General features: G+C 69.6%; 12 protein-coding genes and 1 rRNA gene. 12 read left to right on the top strand and 1 reads right to left on the bottom strand.

The genetic code is table 11. The annotated features are described in order from the left end of the window. Positions 1-7 precede the first annotated feature (7 nt). From rrf to M3190_RS13680, 7 genes are all read left to right on the top strand, one after another. A 5S ribosomal RNA gene (rrf, locus tag M3190_RS13650) occupies positions 8-124 on the top strand. A 126-nt stretch (positions 125-250) separates the two neighbouring features. Next, the gene (locus tag M3190_RS13655; protein ID WP_251582753.1) at positions 251-1,939 is read left to right on the top strand and encodes an ABC-F family ATP-binding cassette domain-containing protein; all 1,689 of its coding nucleotides are present in this window, start codon (positions 251-253) and stop codon (positions 1,937-1,939) included. A gap of 48 nt (positions 1,940-1,987) precedes the next feature. Beyond that, positions 1,988-3,109 (top strand): GuaB3 family IMP dehydrogenase-related protein, encoded by a 1,122-nt coding sequence (locus M3190_RS13660; protein ID WP_251583230.1) that lies wholly within the window; start codon positions 1,988-1,990, stop codon positions 3,107-3,109. Beyond that, positions 3,109-3,966, top strand: a complete 858-nt coding sequence (locus M3190_RS13665) for an SURF1 family protein (RefSeq protein WP_251582755.1) — start codon at positions 3,109-3,111, stop codon at positions 3,964-3,966. Before M3190_RS13660 ends, M3190_RS13665 begins: the two co-directional genes overlap by 1 nt. A 10-nt stretch (positions 3,967-3,976) precedes the next feature. Next, positions 3,977-4,495, top strand: a complete 519-nt coding sequence (locus tag M3190_RS13670) for a DUF3817 domain-containing protein (RefSeq protein ID WP_251582757.1) — start codon at positions 3,977-3,979, stop codon at positions 4,493-4,495. Then, the gene (gene guaA / locus M3190_RS13675) at positions 4,492-6,072 is read left to right on the top strand and encodes a glutamine-hydrolyzing GMP synthase (RefSeq protein ID WP_251582766.1); all 1,581 of its coding nucleotides are present in this window, start codon (positions 4,492-4,494) and stop codon (positions 6,070-6,072) included. The genes M3190_RS13670 and guaA overlap by 4 nt, the downstream gene beginning before the upstream one ends. 124 nt (positions 6,073-6,196) lie before the next feature. After that, positions 6,197-7,789, top strand: coding sequence for a sensor histidine kinase (locus M3190_RS13680; RefSeq protein ID WP_251582768.1), 1,593 nt, complete (start codon positions 6,197-6,199; stop codon positions 7,787-7,789). A 64-nt stretch (positions 7,790-7,853) separates the two neighbouring features. On the opposite strand, the gene M3190_RS13685 is transcribed toward M3190_RS13680, so the two are convergent. After that, on the bottom strand, positions 7,854-8,762 hold the full coding sequence (locus M3190_RS13685) for a Bax inhibitor-1/YccA family protein (protein WP_251583232.1): 909 nt from the start codon (positions 8,760-8,762) through the stop codon (positions 7,854-7,856). A gap of 151 nt (positions 8,763-8,913) precedes the next feature. Between M3190_RS13685 and M3190_RS13690 the strand changes: the two genes are divergently transcribed. From M3190_RS13690 to M3190_RS13710, 5 genes are all read left to right on the top strand, one after another. Next, positions 8,914-9,906 (top strand): glycerophosphodiester phosphodiesterase family protein, encoded by a 993-nt coding sequence (locus M3190_RS13690; protein WP_251582770.1) that lies wholly within the window; start codon positions 8,914-8,916, stop codon positions 9,904-9,906. Between the two features lie 93 nt (positions 9,907-9,999). After that, complete coding sequence (locus tag M3190_RS13695; protein WP_251582772.1) at positions 10,000-11,271, top strand: MFS transporter; 1,272 nt, start codon at positions 10,000-10,002, stop codon at positions 11,269-11,271. 10 nt (positions 11,272-11,281) lie between these two features. Further along, entirely contained in the window at positions 11,282-12,214 is a 933-nt protein-coding gene (locus tag M3190_RS13700) for an ABC transporter ATP-binding protein (protein WP_251582774.1), read from the top strand. Continuing rightward, entirely contained in the window at positions 12,211-13,284 is a 1,074-nt protein-coding gene (locus M3190_RS13705; protein ID WP_251582776.1) for an ABC transporter permease, read from the top strand. The genes M3190_RS13700 and M3190_RS13705 overlap by 4 nt, the downstream gene beginning before the upstream one ends. A 152-nt stretch (positions 13,285-13,436) precedes the next feature. Next, positions 13,437-16,550, top strand: a complete 3,114-nt coding sequence (locus tag M3190_RS13710) for a S8 family peptidase (protein ID WP_251582778.1) — start codon at positions 13,437-13,439, stop codon at positions 16,548-16,550. Positions 16,551-16,552: the final 2 nt, after the last annotated feature.

Genomic DNA, 16,552 nt, shown 5'->3' on the forward strand with positions numbered 1-16,552 from the left:
ATAGTGTTTCGGCGGCCATAGCGTGAGGGAAACGCCCGGTCACATTCCGAACCCGGAAGCTAAGCCTCACAGCGCCGATGGTACTGCAGGGGGGACCCTGTGGGAGAGTAGGACACCGCCGGACTTCCTTCGATCGAAAGCCCCGACCAATGCTGGTCGGGGCTTTCGTGGTTTATGCGCGCGATCGTCGATCCCGGCCTTCTCCGATAGACTGGTCGGCTCCGCTCTCGGAGCGGAAGGACCGGTCATCGTGGCCCACCCCGACGTGCAGAGCGTCTCTTTCACGCTCCCTGACGGGAGCCCCCTTCTCGACGAGGTCGGGTTCCGTGTCTTATCGGGATCGACGACCGCACTCATCGGGCAGAACGGCGCCGGCAAGACGACCCTGCTCCGCATCATTCGCAGCGAGTTGCGCCCGCGCAGCGGGGCGGTGACGATCGACGGGTCGCTCGGTGTGATGGATCAGTTCGTCGGGCACGGTGAGCCGGGCCGGACCGTGCACGACCTCCTCATCAGCGTCGCACCGCGGCGAATCAGCGGCGCAGCACGAGAGCTCGAGGATGCCGAGAACGCCCTCATCGAGGCGGATGACCTCGATGCTCAGATGCGGTACACGTCGGCGATCGCTGATTACGCGGATGCCGGCGGCTACGAATACGAGACCGTGTGGGACACCTGCACGGTCCAGGCCCTCGGCATCCCCTTCGAACGTGCTCGATACCGGGAGCTGATCACCCTGTCCGGCGGTGAGCAGAAGCGGCTCGCCCTCGAAGCGCTGCTGCGCGGGACGGACGACGTCCTGCTGCTCGACGAGCCCGACAACTATCTCGACGTCCCCGGAAAGCGATGGCTCGAGGCGCGACTGCAAGAGACTGCGAAGACCGTGCTGCTCATCTCGCACGATCGCGAGCTTCTGGCACGCGCAGCCGATCGCATCGTGACCCTCGAGGCCGGCGCCGCCGGCAGCACCGCGTGGGTCCATGGCGGCGGGTTCGCGACCTATCACCGAGCGCGCGAAGACCGGATGTCCCGCCTGGACGAGCTCCGCCGACGGTGGGACGAGGAGCACGTGAAGCTGAAGAAGTTCGTCGCCGACATGAAGGCGAAGGCGGCGGCCAGCGACGAGTTCGCGTCGCGATACCGCGCCGCGCAAACCCGACTCCGTCGGTTCGAGGAAGCGGGTCCGCCGGAGGAGCGTCCCGCCGAACAGAAGCTCGACCTGCGGTTGCGGGGCACGCGAACCGGAAAGCGGGCCGTCGTCGCCGACGCACTCGAGCTGGCGGGGCTCATGCGGCCCTTCGACCTCGAGGTCTGGTTCGGTGACCGCGTCGCCGTCCTCGGTTCGAACGGCTCGGGCAAGTCGCACTTCCTGCGCCTGCTCGCTGCGGGCGGTTCGGATCCTGACGCGCTTCTCGGTCACGTGACCTCCGCAGGTGCGGCGCTCGAGCATGTCGCGCACGCCGGCGTCGTCACTCTCGGGGCGCGCGTGGTGCCCGGGTGGTTCGCGCAGACCCATCAGCACCCGGAGTTCGCCGGACGCTCACTGCTCGACATCCTGCACCGTGGTGATGACAGGCGTCACGGGATGCCGCGGGATGCCGCCAGTTCGGCGCTCGACCGCTACGGACTCGTCGGCCAGGCCGAGCAGGACTTCGGGAGTCTTTCCGGAGGTCAGCAGGCCCGGTTCCAGATCCTGCTGCTGGAGCTCTCGGGCGCCACCCTGTTGCTGCTCGACGAGCCGACCGACAACCTCGACCTCGTCTCGGCGGAGGCACTCGAGAGGGCACTGGCAGCGTTCTCCGGGACGGTCCTCGCCGTCACGCACGATCGTTGGTTCGCGCGATCTCTCGACCGCTTCCTCGTGTTCGGCGAGGACGGGAACGTTCACGAGTCCGATGACCCCGTGTGGGATGAGCAGCGTGTCGTCCGCACCCGGTGAGCAGGCGGGGCAGTGATCAGGCCCCGACGGTAGGCTGGGACGGTGACCATGGAAATCGAGCTCGGCCGCGCCAAGCGCGCACGCCGGGCGTACGCCTTCGACGACATCGCCGTCGTGCCCTCGCGGCGCACGCGCAACCCGGAGGACGTCTCGACCGCCTGGTCAATCGATGCCTACAGCTTCGGCATCCCCGTCCTCGGCGCGCCGATGGACTCCGTCATGAGCCCGCGCACGGCGATCATGCTCGGCCAGCTGGGCGGCCTCGGCGTCCTCGACCTCGAAGGCCTGTGGACCCGCTACGACGACCCCGAGCCGCTACTCGCCGAGATCGCCGCGCTCCCCTCCGACGGGGCCACGCGTCGCATGCAGGAGCTGTACTCCGCGCCCATCAAGCCCGAGCTCGTGCGCGATCGGCTCGCCGAGATCCGCGCGGCGGGTGTCACCGTTGCCGGAGCCCTCACGCCGCAGCGCACGCAGGACCTGTACGAGACCGTCGTCGCCGCCGGCGTCGACCTGTTCGTCATCCGCGGCACGACCGTCTCGGCCGAGCACGTGTCGAGCGTCGACGAGCCGCTGAACCTCAAGAAGTTCATCTACGACCTCGATGTCCCCGTCATCGTCGGGGGCGCGGCGACCTACACGGCCGCCCTCCACCTCATGCGCACGGGGGCTGCCGGCGTCCTCGTCGGTTTCGGCGGGGGTGCAGCCTCCACCACCCGTGCCACGCTCGGTCTCCACGCACCGATGGCGACCGCCGTCGCCGACGTCGCCGGCGCCCGCCGCGACTACCTCGACGAGTCGGGCGGCCGCTACGTCCACGTCATCGCCGACGGCGGCGTCGGCACGTCGGGCGACATCGTCAAGGCGCTCGCGATGGGTGCCGACGCCGTCATGCTCGGCGTCGCGCTCGCCCGGGCGACCGACGCCCCCGGGCGAGGCTTCCACTGGGGTCCCGAGGCGCACCACGCCAAGCTGCCGCGCGGCACCCGCGTCGAGGTGGGCCAGGTCTCGCCGCTCGAGGAGATCCTCTACGGTCCCGCGCCTGTCGCCGACGGTACAGCGAACCTCATCGGCGCGCTGCGCAAGTCCATGGCTACCACCGGGTACTCGGATCTCAAGGAGTTCCAGCGCGTCGAGGTCGTCGTCGCGCCCTACGCCTCGTCGCACTGATGACCTCCACCCCCGCCGTCGACGACCTCCCCGACGTCTTCCCGCCGACGCTGCGGGAGGTCATGACGCGCCCCTTCTGGATCGGGATGCTGGGCCTCGCCCTGCTGGTGGCGGGGGTCTTCGCCTGGCTCGGCCAGTGGCAGCTGGGAAACGCGATCGACACCGACCCGCCGCCCGCCGGGATGACGGAAGAGGTGCGCCCGCTGGGTGATGTCGTGGCACCGGGCGCCTATCTCGCCGAACCGCTCGTCGGCCAGCGCGTCGACGTGAGCGGCTCCTTCGTGGCGGGGGACTTCCGTGTCGTCACCTCCCGCTACGACGACGGCACCCCCGGATACTGGGTCGCCGGGCAGTTCCGCGTCGACCCGACGACCACCGGGGTCGACGGCCCGACCTCGCTCGCGGTGGCCGTCGGGTTCACGCCGGATCGGGATGCGGCGGATGCCGCGGCATCCGCGCTGAGCGACGCACCACCCGAGGATGTGACGCTCACCGGTCGCCTCATCTCCGACGAGGGTGCGAAGGAACCGCCCCGCGATGCCGACCCGTTCGAGATCGCCGCCATGTCGCCCGCGGCGCTCCTCTCGCAGTGGAGCGACATCGAGGGGCTCGACGTCTACCGCTCGTACCTCGTCTCCGCCGACCCGTTCGGCGGCCTGCAGCGGATCCACGCACCCGCGCCCACCGAGCTCTCCTCGGTCAACTGGCTCAACATCTTCTACGCCATCGAGTGGGCGGTGTTCGCGGGCTTCGCCTTCTACATGTGGTACCGACTCGCGCGGGACGCGTGGGAGAAGGAAGTCGAGGCCCTCACCGAGGACCCCGACGGCGCAGAACAGCCCCCGGCGCGCCCGTAGACTGGAAGCCATGCCCGTTCAGCCCAAACTCGCCTCTTTCCCGGCGATCCGCGGCGCCCTGCGGTTCTACCAGATCGCGTCGATCATCACGGGTGTCGGCCTGCTCCTGCTGGTCGCCGAGATGGTCCTGAAGTACACGCCCCTCCACGTCGAGCTCTTCGCCGGTGGGTCCGGCGGGCTGCTCTGGTTCGCGACCGCGATCCCGAGCCCCGACTGCCAGTGGTATTCGCTGTTCGTTCCGATGACCAACGAGTGCGACATCGTGTCGACCGGCGACGGCGTCAACATCTCACTGGCGATCCTCGTCGTGCACGGCTGGTTCTACGTCGTGTACCTCTTCGCATGCTTCCGCGTCTGGAGCCTCATGCGCTGGCGCTTCCCGCGTTTCATCGTGCTGGCCCTCGGCGGCATCGTGCCCCTCCTGTCCTTCTTCATGGAGGCGAAGGTCGCTCACGAGGTCAGGCAGTACCTGGCCGCGCGAGAGGCCGCCGCATCCGCCCCCCTCGAAACCCCCTCGGAGACCCGGTGACAGAGCAGACCGAAACCTCCCAGCGCCCTGTGCTGGTCGTCGACTTCGGCGCCCAGTACGCGCAGCTGATCGCCCGCCGCGTCCGCGAGGCCGGCGTCTACAGCGAGCTGGTGCCGCACACCGCCACCGCCGCGGAGATCGCCGAGAAGAACCCGGTGGGGATCATCCTCTCCGGCGGGCCGTCCTCGGTCTACGAGGAGGGCGCCCCGCAGCTGGACTCCGCCGTCTTCGACCTCGGGGTCCCGACCCTCGGCATCTGCTACGGCTTCCAGGTCATGGCGAAGACCCTCGGCGGCGAGGTCGCGAACACCGGCCTCCGGGAGTACGGCGCAACGGATGCCACGATCGTCACCGAGAACGTCCTGCTCGACGGGCAGCCCGTCGATCAGAACGTCTGGATGAGCCACGGCGACCAGGTCAGCGCCGCTCCCGATGGCTTCGAGGTCCTCGCCCGCACCGCGGCGACCCCTGTCGCGGCCTTCGCGAACGACGCACGCAAGCTGTACGGCGTGCAATGGCACCCCGAGGTGAAGCACTCCGACCACGGCCAGCGCGTGCTGGAGAACTTCCTCCACAAGGCGGCAGGGCTGCCCGCGGACTGGAACAGCGACAACGTCATCGCCGAGCAGGTCGAGAAGATCCGGGCGCAGGTGGGTTCCGGTCGCGTCATCTCCGCGCTCTCCGGCGGGGTCGACTCCGCCGTCTCCACGGCCCTCGTCCACAAGGCGGTCGGTGACCAGCTGACCGCCGTCTTCATCGATCACGGACTGCTCCGCAAGGGCGAGCGCGAGCAGGTCGAGAACGACTACGTCGCGTCGACCGGCGTGCGCCTGATCACCGTGGACGCGCGCGAGACCTTCCTCGACGCCCTCGCCGGTGTCAGCGACCCCGAGCAGAAGCGCAAGATCATCGGCCGCGAGTTCATCCGCGCCTTCGAGAAGGTGCAGTCGGATCTCATCGCCGAGGCAGCGGCCGACGGCGACCCGATCGGGTTCCTCGTGCAGGGGACGCTGTACCCCGACGTCGTCGAGTCCGGCGGTGGTGCCGGCACGGCGAACATCAAGAGCCACCACAACGTCGGAGGACTCCCCGAAGACCTGCAGTTCGAACTCGTCGAGCCGCTGCGCACCCTGTTCAAAGACGAGGTCCGCGCGATCGGCCGTGAGCTCGGGCTCCCGGAAGCCATCGTCGGACGGCAGCCCTTTCCGGGGCCCGGCCTCGGCATCCGCATCGTGGGTGAGGTCACCGCTGATCGCCTCGAGATCCTGCGTGACGCCGACGCCATCGCCCGCGCGGAGCTGACGAAGGCGGGGCTCGACGGCGAGATCTGGCAGTGCCCCGTCGTGCTCCTCGCTGATGTCCGCTCGGTCGGCGTCCAGGGAGACGGGCGCACCTACGGGCACCCGATCGTCCTCCGGCCCGTCTCGAGCGAGGACGCCATGACGGCGGACTGGACCCGTCTGCCGTACGACGTGCTCTCGAAGATCAGCAACCGCATCACGAACGAGGTGCGCGAGGTCAACCGGGTGGTGCTCGACGTCACGTCGAAGCCCCCGGGGACCATCGAATGGGAGTGAGTCACGGGGGACTTCCCCGTGACCGGGTGCGGAGCCAGCTCTTGACACGGCGGCTCCGCCGCGTCCAGAGTGAGGCCGGGCCTCTGCCCCTTACTGCACCGCCGTTTGAAGAGGGGGTGAGGCGTTGATCGAGCGTCCGCGTACACAGCCGTACGCGCAGTTCGTGCTGGCCGTCTCGGCCCTGATCGTCGTGCTCATCCTGGGCACGATCGACAGCAGCCGCATCACGCCCCTTCTCCTCACCGGCTTCGGGGTGATCGTCCTCAGCACCGCAGCGATGACGGCGGTCTGGCTCGTTCAGCCGACGCGCCACACCGCGTGGCTGGCCGCCATCCCTCTTGCCCAGATCCTCGCCTGCGTCCCGCTGCGCGACGCCGGCGTGGAGACCCTCCCCGCGGCGGGCCTCCTGGTGATCTTCCCCCTCGGCTGGCTCGCGTTCGCGTTCCCGCCGGCGACGGTCGTCGCCGGCGTCGTCCTGACCGCTCTCGGGCCACTGATACAGGTGATCAGGGACGGTGGATTCCGGGACGCGGCCGACATCGTGTCGGTGATCGCGCTCCCGATCATCGCGGGGCTCATCGCCGCGACCGTCAGCTTCATCGCGCGCGACCTCGCGAGGATGCGAGCGCACACGGATGCCGTGTCGGATGAACTCGACCACGCGCTGCGCCTGTCGGGCCGCGACACCGCCATGCTCCGCGCCACCCTCGACGCCACCGACAACGCCGTCGCGGTCTTCGGTCCCGACGGGCGTCCGATCCTGCTGAACGCCGTCGCCGCCGAGATCAGCGGGCGCTCCGGCATCGAGGAGGTCGATCGCGACGGCTTCCTCTCGGTCATCTGGCGCGCCGATGCATCGATGCCCGCCGAAGCCACCTCGGCCGATTTCGTCGAGCGCGTCCGCTCGGGGGATTTCGCCGCCCCGCGGACCGTCGAGTTCGGCGGTGATCCCCGCCGCGTCCTGCAGGTCATCGTGCGCCCGGTCGTGGCGGGTGGTGAGGAAGTCGGCATCGTCATCGTCGGTCAGGACGTCACCGAGCTCGTGAACGCGGTCGAGGTCCGCGATCGGTTCCTCAGCACCGTCGGTCACGAGTTCCGCACCCCGCTCACGGTGATCCTCGGCCATACCGATATCGCCCTCATGAACGGATCGGCGGAGACGGAACGCTGGGAGGCGGTTGAGCGGTCCGCCGAGCGCTTGTTGCGGCTCGTCGAACGCCTCATCGCCGCCGGTCAGACGACGCGCGATGTGGAGGCGCGTTCCGGGGCCTCGCACGTCGGCCCGGTCGTCAAACACGCGATCTCGGAGGTCGCCGCCCGTGCGCGTGACCGCCGCATCCACATCCAGCTCGGCCCGATGCCGGAGCGCGCGGCGCGCATCGCCGTCCGCGACCTCGCCTCGATTCTGGAGGAGCTGCTGCGCAACGCAGTCGAGTTCACCCCTACGGGCGGTGGCGCTGTCGTCGTCTCCGCCTACGAAGAGGGGCGCGAGATCGTCGTGACGATCGCGGACGAGGGGGTAGGGATGACGGAGCAGGAGCGCGCACACGCGTTCGATCGCTTCTACCGGGCGCCCTACGCGCACGACGCGGCGATCCCCGGGACCGGCATCGGACTGTCCAACGCCGCATCGCTGGCGGAGGCCTACGGTGCCACTGTCTCCCTCGAGGCTCACGCTCCACGCGGCACGGTCGCCGTCCTCCGCCTGCCGTCCTAACGCTCCGCCGCCACAACGACGAAGGCCGCCCGGTCTCCCGGACGGCCTTCGTGTCGCGTGCGTGTCAGTCGTTGCCGCGCAGGATCGCGATGATGCGCAGGATCTCGACGTAGAGCCAGACGACGGTGACCATGATGCCGAAGGCGCCGATCCAGCCGAACTCGCGGGGGGCACCGTTGCGGGCGCCCTGCTGCACGAGGTCGAAGTCCTGCACCAGCGAGTACGACGCCATGAGCACGACCAGCAGGCCGATGATGAGGCCGAGGGGGATGCCGAAGATCTCCTGGCTGTAGAGACCGAAAGTCCCCTGCGTGACGCCCGTCCACATCAGGACGAGGTTGACCAGGCCGAACACCAGGTAGCTGACCATCGCGATCATGAAGATCTTGTTGGCCTTCTTGCTCACGCGGACCTTGCCGCTCGCGAAAAGTGCGAGGGTCACACCGACGACGACGAGGGTCGCGATGGTCGCCTGCAGGACGACACCCGGCCAGATGAACTCGAAGTAGGCGGAGATGCCACCCACGAACAGACCCTCGGCGGCCGCGTACGCCCAGATGAGGGCCGGGCGGACCTTCTTCCGGGACGTGAAGGTGATGACCATGGCCAACACGAACCCGACCAGTGCGCCGATGATCCACGGCATGATCGTGAGGTCGGCGGGTTCCACCTGGGTGGGCATGAGCGAACCGCCGAGGGTCCAGAACCAGCCCATCAGAGCGGTGACGAGGAGGATGCCGAAGAGACCGGCCGTCTTGACGACGGTGTCCTCGACCGTCATCCGGCCGGTGTCGGCGGACGAGGCGGTGGGAGCCGCGTACATGCCCTCGAGCTGAGCGCTCGCGGCAAGGTCGGCAGCCTGGTGCGAGGCGGCCGAGTAGTTCGTCGGGGCGGCAGGGGGAGTCAGGCCGGGACGGCGCTGATCCTCCTGGAACACCGGATTGTTGAAGGCGAAATTGCCGGACGCTGCCATTGTGTGTCTCACTCCAAAAGTCGACTCACAGCGCTGTGCTGTCGATCCAGCGTATCGGACCGTGTTTCCGCGGGTGCGGGCATCCGCTGTGAGAGGGCTATGAGCGGCTCATCCGGCCGATCGCGTCACGCTCGCTGGGTACCCTGACCCCATGCGCTCGAACCGTCCGCTCGTCATCGGTCACCGCGGAGCGCCGGGACACTTCCCCGAGCACTCTCGTGCGTCCTACGAGTTCGCGCTCGCTGCCGGTGTCGACGCCGTCGAACCCGACGTGGTGTTCACCGCCGACCGCATCGCGGTGATCCGGCACGAGAACGAGATCGGGTCGACCACCGACGTGGCCGACCATCCCGAATTCAGGAAACGTCGCACCACGAAGCTCGTCGACGGCACCCCTCTGGCCGGGTGGTTCACCGAAGATTTCACCTGGGCGGAACTCGCGACGCTGCGGTGTCGTGAGCGGCTGCCGGCGCTCCGGCCGGCGAGCGCGGAGCACGACGATGCGCAGCCGATCCTGCGTCTGAGGGACCTTCTCGACCTCGTCGCCACCTCCGAGTCGAGCCGGGCGGGCATCGTCCTCGAAGTGAAGCACGCGACGTACTTCGCGTCCATCGGCTACGACGTGGCCGACCTCCTGACTGCTGAGCTGAAAAGCGCGGGATGGGATGCGGGTGCGCGGCCGCTCGTCGTCGAGTCCTTCGAGCAGCGCATCCTGCAGGATCTGCGGGAGCGCGGCATCCGGGCCCGATACGTCTATCTGCTCGAGGCGGAGGGCAGCCCCTTCGACCTGGCCGCCCTCGACGGTGAGAACGCGCTCACCTACGCGGAACAGCTCCGTCCCGCTGGGCTCGACAGACTCGCACGTGAGGTCGCCGGGATCAGCCTGGACAAGCGGATCGTCCTCGACGATCCGGCGGTCGTCGCAGAAGCCCACCGGAGAGGGCTCGAGGTCTACGTCTGGACCTGCCGGCCGGAGAATCTGTTCCTCGACCCGGCGTTCCGCGGCGCGGGCGAGGACGCCGCCTTCGGCGATTGGGCGGGGGAGTGGCGGCGGATCGCGGACACCGGAGTCGACGGCGTCTTCGTCGACCACCCCGACCTCGGCGTGCCCTTCTTCTCCCGGCTCCCAGATGCCCCGCGGTAGAATGGATGCCGGTGCGTCAGCACCCCGTGTAACTACCTGATCCGTGGAGAGTCAAGGCGGCACGACGCCTCGTCTGCACGGAGGTCCTCACACATGCCCCTCACCGACTCGACGCCGGTGCGACCGGCTACGTCCGACAGCCCGATCCGCACCCTCGCGGCCACCGTCGGCATCGGCTACTTCGCGATCGCCCTGATCGCCCGACTGCCGTACGCGATGATCGTGGTCGGCGTCCTCACGATGGTCGTCGATGCCCGGGGATCCCTCGCCGTCGGAGGCCTCACCTCGGCCATGGTGGGTCTGGGGACGATCGCGACGGGCCCGCTCATCGGGGCGGCCGCAGACCGGTACGGTCAGCGACCCGTCCTCCTGCTCGCGACGCTCGTTCAGAGCGCCGTGCTCATCTCCCTCGTCGCGGTCGCGTACGGCGGCACCGCCGACGGCGTGCTGCTCGCGGTCTCGGCGCTCGCCGGCGCGACCGCGCCGCAGGTCTCACCCATGTCGCGCGCCCGCCTGGTCGGGGCGATCGATCGGATGCGGCTCGAGGCGGGTGCTCGCGGCCGCCTCCAGGAATCGACGATGGGGTACGAGTCGGCCGTCGACGAGACCGTCTTCGTCTTCGGCCCGGTCCTCGTCGGCGTCATCGCCATCGCCGCGACCCCCGCCGCACCCGTCCTCGCCGCAGCCGGACTGACTCTCGTGTTCGTGACCGCATTCGCGTTGCACCCCACGGCGCGCACGGCCGGTCTCGCCGGCCACGTCGCCGAGCGGGAGCCCGCGCGGGCCGTCGCGCGGCCGGGCATCCTCGTCGCCGCGGCGGGTACGTTCGCGACGGGGCTGTTCTTCGGAGCAATGCTCACCTCGCTCACCGCCTTCGCGGAGGAGAGCGGGTTCCCGGAGCAGACCGGCATCCTCTACGGGATCATGGGCATCGGGTCGGCGCTCCTCGCGCTGGGGGTGGGCCTGCTGCCGCGACGATTCGCCCTGCCCTGGCGCTGGATCGGATTCACCACCGTGGTCCTGGCCGGCGCGATCCTCGCCGTGGGCGCGACGGGGGCGGTGTCGATGGGCTGGGCCCTTGCGCTCGCGGGCTGCGGTATCGGTCCGACGCTCGCGACGATCTACGCCCTCGCTGCCGCGCGGTCGCCTCGCGGCCGGGAGGCCACGGTCATGGCGGTGCTGGGCTCAGCCGTCGTCGTCGGTCAGGCGTTGGCGAGCATGGTGGTCGGTGCGCTCGCCGAGTCCGCCGGTGCCGCCGTGGCGTTGTGGGCGCCGGTCGCGGCCGTCGTGCTCCTGCTGACCTTCGGCCTGCTCAACGTCCGGGTCGGTCGACGGGTTCCTCGGGAGGACACCTCGGCCCCCTAGGGTGAGCGGTATGACTGATGCCGGCATCGTCGCCGAGGGGGTGCGACGGTCCTTCGGGGACGTCCACGCTGTCCGCGGCGTCACCTTCCGCGCGCCCGAGGGTGCGGTCACGGGTCTCGTGGGGCCCAACGGCGCAGGCAAGACGACGCTGCTGCTGATGCTCGCCTCTCTCCTGGCGCCCGACGCCGGCACCATCCGGATCGCCGGGATCGACCCCGTGGTCGACCCCGGCGCGGCGCGCGCCAAGCTGGGGTGGATGCCCGACAGTCTCGGAGCGTGGCCGTCGCTGTCGGCCCGCGAGACGATCACGGTCACCGGCCGGCTCTCCGGTCTCGACCGGGCAGCCGCCGCCACGCGGGCATCGGAACTGCTCACCACGGTCGGTCTCGAGACTCTCGGCGACGCCCCCGCGAGGGTGCTCTCACGCGGGCAGAAGCAACGGCTCGGGCTCGCCCGAGCCCTGGTGCACGACCCCTCGGTGCTCCTGCTCGACGAGCCGGCCTCCGGTCTCGACCCGCAGGCCCGCATCGACCTGCGTCTGCTCCTGCGCTCGCTCGCCTCCGAAGGCCGCACCGTGCTCGTCTCGAGTCACATCCTCTCGGAGCTGGAGGAGGTGGTCGACGACGCCGTCTTCATGATGCGGGGCGAGACGGTCAGCTCCGAACGTGTCGCCGCGGCCGCCGGTCGCGCCAGGACGTGGCGCGTACGCCTCGCGGATCGGGATGCGACCTCCGCTGCGCTGCCCGTCGCACAGGCCCTCGGGCTCGACGTCGCGACACTCCCGATAGACCGACGCGACCTCCTCGTGAGCTTCGCCGGCGATGCGGCGGCGGCCGAGGGGCTCGCAGCGCTCGTGTCCGCCGGCCTTCCGGTCGCGGAGTTCTCGGCGGCCAGCGGCATCCTGGAACACACCTTCCTCGACCTCGAAGGAGGTGCGCGGTGAGCCTCTCGCGCTTGTGGACCATCGCCCGCCTCGACCTGACCCAGCGGGTACGGACGATCTCCTGGTACGTCCTCCTCGGCGTCTTCGCGCTCCTCCTGGTCGGGACGACGGCGCTCGCCTTCCTCTCGTTCTCGGGTCAGGAGGATTCCGGCCCGGGCGTCTACTCGGTCGTCGTCTTCGTGACACTCCTCCTGGTCGTCCTCGTGTCACCGACCCTCAGCGGCAACTCCATCAACGGTGATCGGGATGCCGCGACCCTCGCCCCGTTGCAGGTCACCCAGGCGACGACCCGGGAGATCGTCCTCGGCAAGTTCCTCGCCGCATGGCTCACGGGACTCGCCTTCGCGGTCGTGGCCGTCCCCTTCCTCGTCATCGCGACCTTCGGCGGCGGCATCAACCCCCTCGCCGTCCTCGTCTCCGCCGCCGTACTCGTCGTGGAGGCGGGGGTCGTGGCGGCCCTCGGCACCGCGTTCAGCGGCATCCTCGCCCGGCCGCTCTTCTCCGTCGCGACGACCTATCTCGTGGTTGCTGCGCTGACGATCGGGACCCTCATCGCCTTCGGACTGCTCGGGTCCAGCGTCCGAACGGAGCGGGAGGACCGTTACCAGTCGGCTCAGTACGACGAGACCGGAGCGCCTCTCTGCGAGGACGGGTCCTCGACCTGCGCGAACGACCCCGAGGAGTGGGTCTGCGGCGATTGGGAGTCCACCTTCTCCGAGCAGCCGCGCTTCGACTACTTCTGGTGGATCCTGGCGGCGAACCCCTTCGTCATCCTCGCCGACGCGACGCCGACGACCTTCGATCGCTATGGAAACCCGGACGACCTCTTCGGGTGGACGAAGTACTCGGTCCGCCAGGCGCAGATGACCCCCGAGCCCGTCAGCTCCTACAGTGACTGCGTCGTGCAGGACGACACCCCGAATCCCGAGGAGATCATCGCATCGACCGTGCCGAGCTGGTTCGTGGGGCTCGGTGTTCAAGTTCTCGCCGCAGGCCTCCTGCTGTGGTGGGGCGGCGTCCGGACCCGTACACCGGCCCGCCGGCTTCCCGCGGGAACCCGGGTCGCCTGAGCCGCCGCAGGTGAGGATCCTCTCATCTGCGCATCTTCCTCTTGGGGAACCGTCAGGGGGTGCATAGCCTCCTATCAGCCTCGGCTGCGGCATCCGATCGGGTTCCGCCCAAGCCAGCCGAGCGCTCTTCCCAGAAGGAAAGGCGGTCCCCCTTGCACCGACGCATCCTGGCGGTTGCGGGCGTCCTCGCGCTCTCGCTGCCCACGACCGCGGCTCTCGCCGCCACGCCGGACGGCGACCCTGCTGCGCGATTCGAGCGCAGCACGTCGACCGGCGCTCTCGACAGCGCCATCTCGGCGGCGTCGATCGACCCCGACCGGCAGGTCTCGGTCGTCATCGAGATGGAGGGCGACCCCGTCGCCGTCGTCGAGGCCGAGGAAGGACGTTCGCTCAGCAAGTCCGAACGAACCGGGGTCAAGAAGGACCTGAAGGCGGCACAGGACGCGATCCGCGGCGGCATCACCCAGCGCGGCGGAAAGATCCGCGCGCAGATGCAGTCCGCCTACAACGGCATCCAGGCCACGGTGCCGGCCGGGCAGCTCGACGACGTCGCGGCCCTCCCGGGCGTCGTCGCAGTCCACCCCGTGGTGACCCACGAGCTCGACAACGCCGTCTCGGTGCCCTTCCTCGGCGTGCCGTCGGTGTGGCAGAGCACCGGGTACACCGGCGAGAACGTCAAGGTCGCGATCATCGACACGGGTATCGACTACACCCACGCCGGCTTCGGCGGCCCCGGAACGGTCGAGGCCTACGAGAAGGCGGCGGCGACATCCGCTCAGCCCGCCGACCCGAAGCTCTTCGGGCCGAACGCTCCGCGCGTCAAGGGCGGCATCGACCTCGTCGGTGACGCGTACGACGCGGGCGGCACCGGCGATGCGCTGATCCCGAAGCCCGATGCGAACCCCCTCGACTGCGAGGGTCACGGATCCCACGTCGCCGGTACGACCGGCGGGTCGGGTGTGACCGCGGACGGCAAGACGTACACCGGGCCGTACGACGAGACGACGCCGTCCGCCGACTTCCGCGTCGGACCGGGTGTCGCCCCGGAGGCGGACCTGTACGCCGTGCGCGTGTTCGGCTGCGACGGCTCGACGGACGTGACCATCCAGGCCATCGACTGGGCCGTGGACAACGGCATGGACGTCATCAACATGTCGCTCGGCTCCTCGTTCGGTCGCGGTGACGACCCGAGCGCCGTCGCCGCGGCCAACGCCGTCGGCGCGGGCGTCGTCGTCGTGGCGTCGGCCGGCAACTCCGGGCCGAGCCCCTACCTGACCGGCTCGCCGGGCAGCGGTGACGGGGTGATCGCGGTCTCGGCCGTCGACAGCACCGCGTCCTTCCCCGGCGCCAACCTCACGGTCGGGGGCAAGAAGGTCGAAGCGATCAACGCCAACGGCGCCGCCCTCGACGACGTCGGCGAGCTGACCGCCGTACGGCTGACCGACGACCCCGCCACGACCGCCAACGAGGCGCTTGGATGCGCGGCATCCGACTACACCCGCGTCGGCATCACCGAGGGCGGCGGGCAGATCGCCGTCGTCCAGCGCGGCACGTGCGCGCGGGCGGCGAAGCCGATCTTCGGCCAGCAGGCCGGCGCCGCGGCGGTCGTCATGGTGAACTCCACGAACGACCTGCCCCCGTACGAGGGCGTCATCACGGAGAACCCCGATGACGGCACGCCGTTCGAGGTGACCATCCCGTTCTTCGGGGTCCGCCTCTCGGACGACGCAGCCTTCACGAACGGCGCGACCGTCACCGTGCAGGCAGCCGAGATCGCCAACCCCGCGTTCCGCGATTACGCCTCGTTCAGCTCGTCGGGTCCGCGCAGCGGCGACAGCTCGATCAGCCCCGACGTCGCGGCGCCGGGCGTGTCCATCTCGTCGGTCGCGGTCGGTACCGGCAGTGACTCGTCGGTGCTCTCGGGAACCTCGATGGCCGCTCCGCACGTCGCCGGCGTGGCCGCGCTGACCGTGCAGGCGCACCCCACCTGGGACACCGAGAGGATCGCCGCGGCGATCGTGTCCACCGCCGATCCGGACGGTCTCGCCGACGTCGACCCGACCCGTGGCGGTGTGGGACTCGTCGACACCGCACAGGCGGTGAACACGACGGTGACCGCCACCGGCGACAGCTTCCGCACCGACAGCGGTCGCGTGCGTGAAGCGGCGCTGAGCTTCGGATTCGACGAGTCGACGAAATCCCTCGGCGGCAAGAAGAAGGTCACGGTCCGCAACGACGGCAAGAAGAGCGTCACCTTCACGGTTTCCACGCAGGCGTCGTCGCAGTCGCTGAAGGCGAAGGTGACGACGGACACGAAGAAGGTGACGGTCCGCCCGGGTCGCACCGCGAGTGTCTGGGTCTCGGTCTCGGCTCCCGCGTCGTCGGTACCGGGTTCGCTCAGCGCGGACGACCAGTTCTCGTTCTCCGAGATCTCGGGTGATGTCGTCTTCACCGCGCCCGGGTCGACGCTGCGGGTGCCGTACCTGCTCGTCCCGCGCTCCAACAGCGACGTCACTGCGAAGGGCAAGCTCACCACGCGTGGCCGTGTCGTCGACGCCGAGCACACGCTGGAGCTGCGCAACCGGAAGGGCGCTCTGGACGCCGCGGCCGATGTGTACACCTGGGGGCTGACGGACAAGAAGGATGCCCCCAAGGCCATCGCCGACACCGGGTACGACCTGCGTGCTGCGGGTGTGCAGTCGTTCGCGACCGCGAATGGCGGCAAGCTGGCGGTCTTCGCCGTCAACACGCACTCCCGGTGGTCCAACGCCGCCAGCAACGAGTTCGACGTCGTCATCGACTCGAACCGTGACGGCACGCCGGACTGGGTGGTGTTCTCGTATGACTCCGGCGCCATCAGGACCGGCTCGGTCGACGGTGTCGCCGAGGTGTTCGTGCAGAACGTGAAGACCGGCGCGCTCGCGCCGAGCGGGTACCTCGCGCAGGCTCCCACCGACAGCAGCACCATCCTGCTGCCGGTGAACCTCGCCGATCTGAAGATCACCGGGCCGTTCGACTACACGGTGCAGTCGTTCAGCCTCACGACCGACGGCAGCGACGCGTTCACGGGGACGGCGACGTACAACCCGAACGATCCTGCGATCACCAACGGGCAGTACGAGATCGTGCCCAAGGGCGGTGACGCCTCCGTGACCGTCCGGACCGATGCCTCCGCGTACGCATCTCAGGAGCCGCTGGGTGCGATGGTGGTGGTCGTCGACAACGAGTCGGGCGCCGACGAGGCGCTGCTCGTCCCTGTGAAGTAGAA

The organism is Microbacterium oleivorans, assembly GCF_023715745.1.
GTDB classification, from domain to species: domain Bacteria; phylum Actinomycetota; class Actinomycetes; order Actinomycetales; family Microbacteriaceae; genus Microbacterium; species Microbacterium oleivorans_D.

What these genes read in the sequence shown, in the direction of transcription:
- M3190_RS13670 (WP_251582757.1), top strand. Translation starts at nt 3,977, where the DNA reads ATGCCCGTTCAGCCCAAACTCGCCTCTTTCCCGGCGATCCGCGGCGCC.
- M3190_RS13660 (WP_251583230.1), top strand. Translation starts at nt 1,988, where the DNA reads ATGGAAATCGAGCTCGGCCGCGCCAAGCGCGCACGCCGGGCGTACGCC.
- M3190_RS13695 (WP_251582772.1), top strand. Translation starts at nt 10,000, where the DNA reads ATGCCCCTCACCGACTCGACGCCGGTGCGACCGGCTACGTCCGACAGC.
- M3190_RS13690 (WP_251582770.1), top strand. Translation starts at nt 8,914, where the DNA reads ATGCGCTCGAACCGTCCGCTCGTCATCGGTCACCGCGGAGCGCCGGGA.
- M3190_RS13700 (WP_251582774.1), top strand. Translation starts at nt 11,282, where the DNA reads ATGACTGATGCCGGCATCGTCGCCGAGGGGGTGCGACGGTCCTTCGGG.
- M3190_RS13665 (WP_251582755.1), top strand. Translation starts at nt 3,109, where the DNA reads ATGACCTCCACCCCCGCCGTCGACGACCTCCCCGACGTCTTCCCGCCG.
- M3190_RS13685 (WP_251583232.1), bottom strand. Translation starts at nt 8,762, where the DNA reads ATGGCAGCGTCCGGCAATTTCGCCTTCAACAATCCGGTGTTCCAGGAG.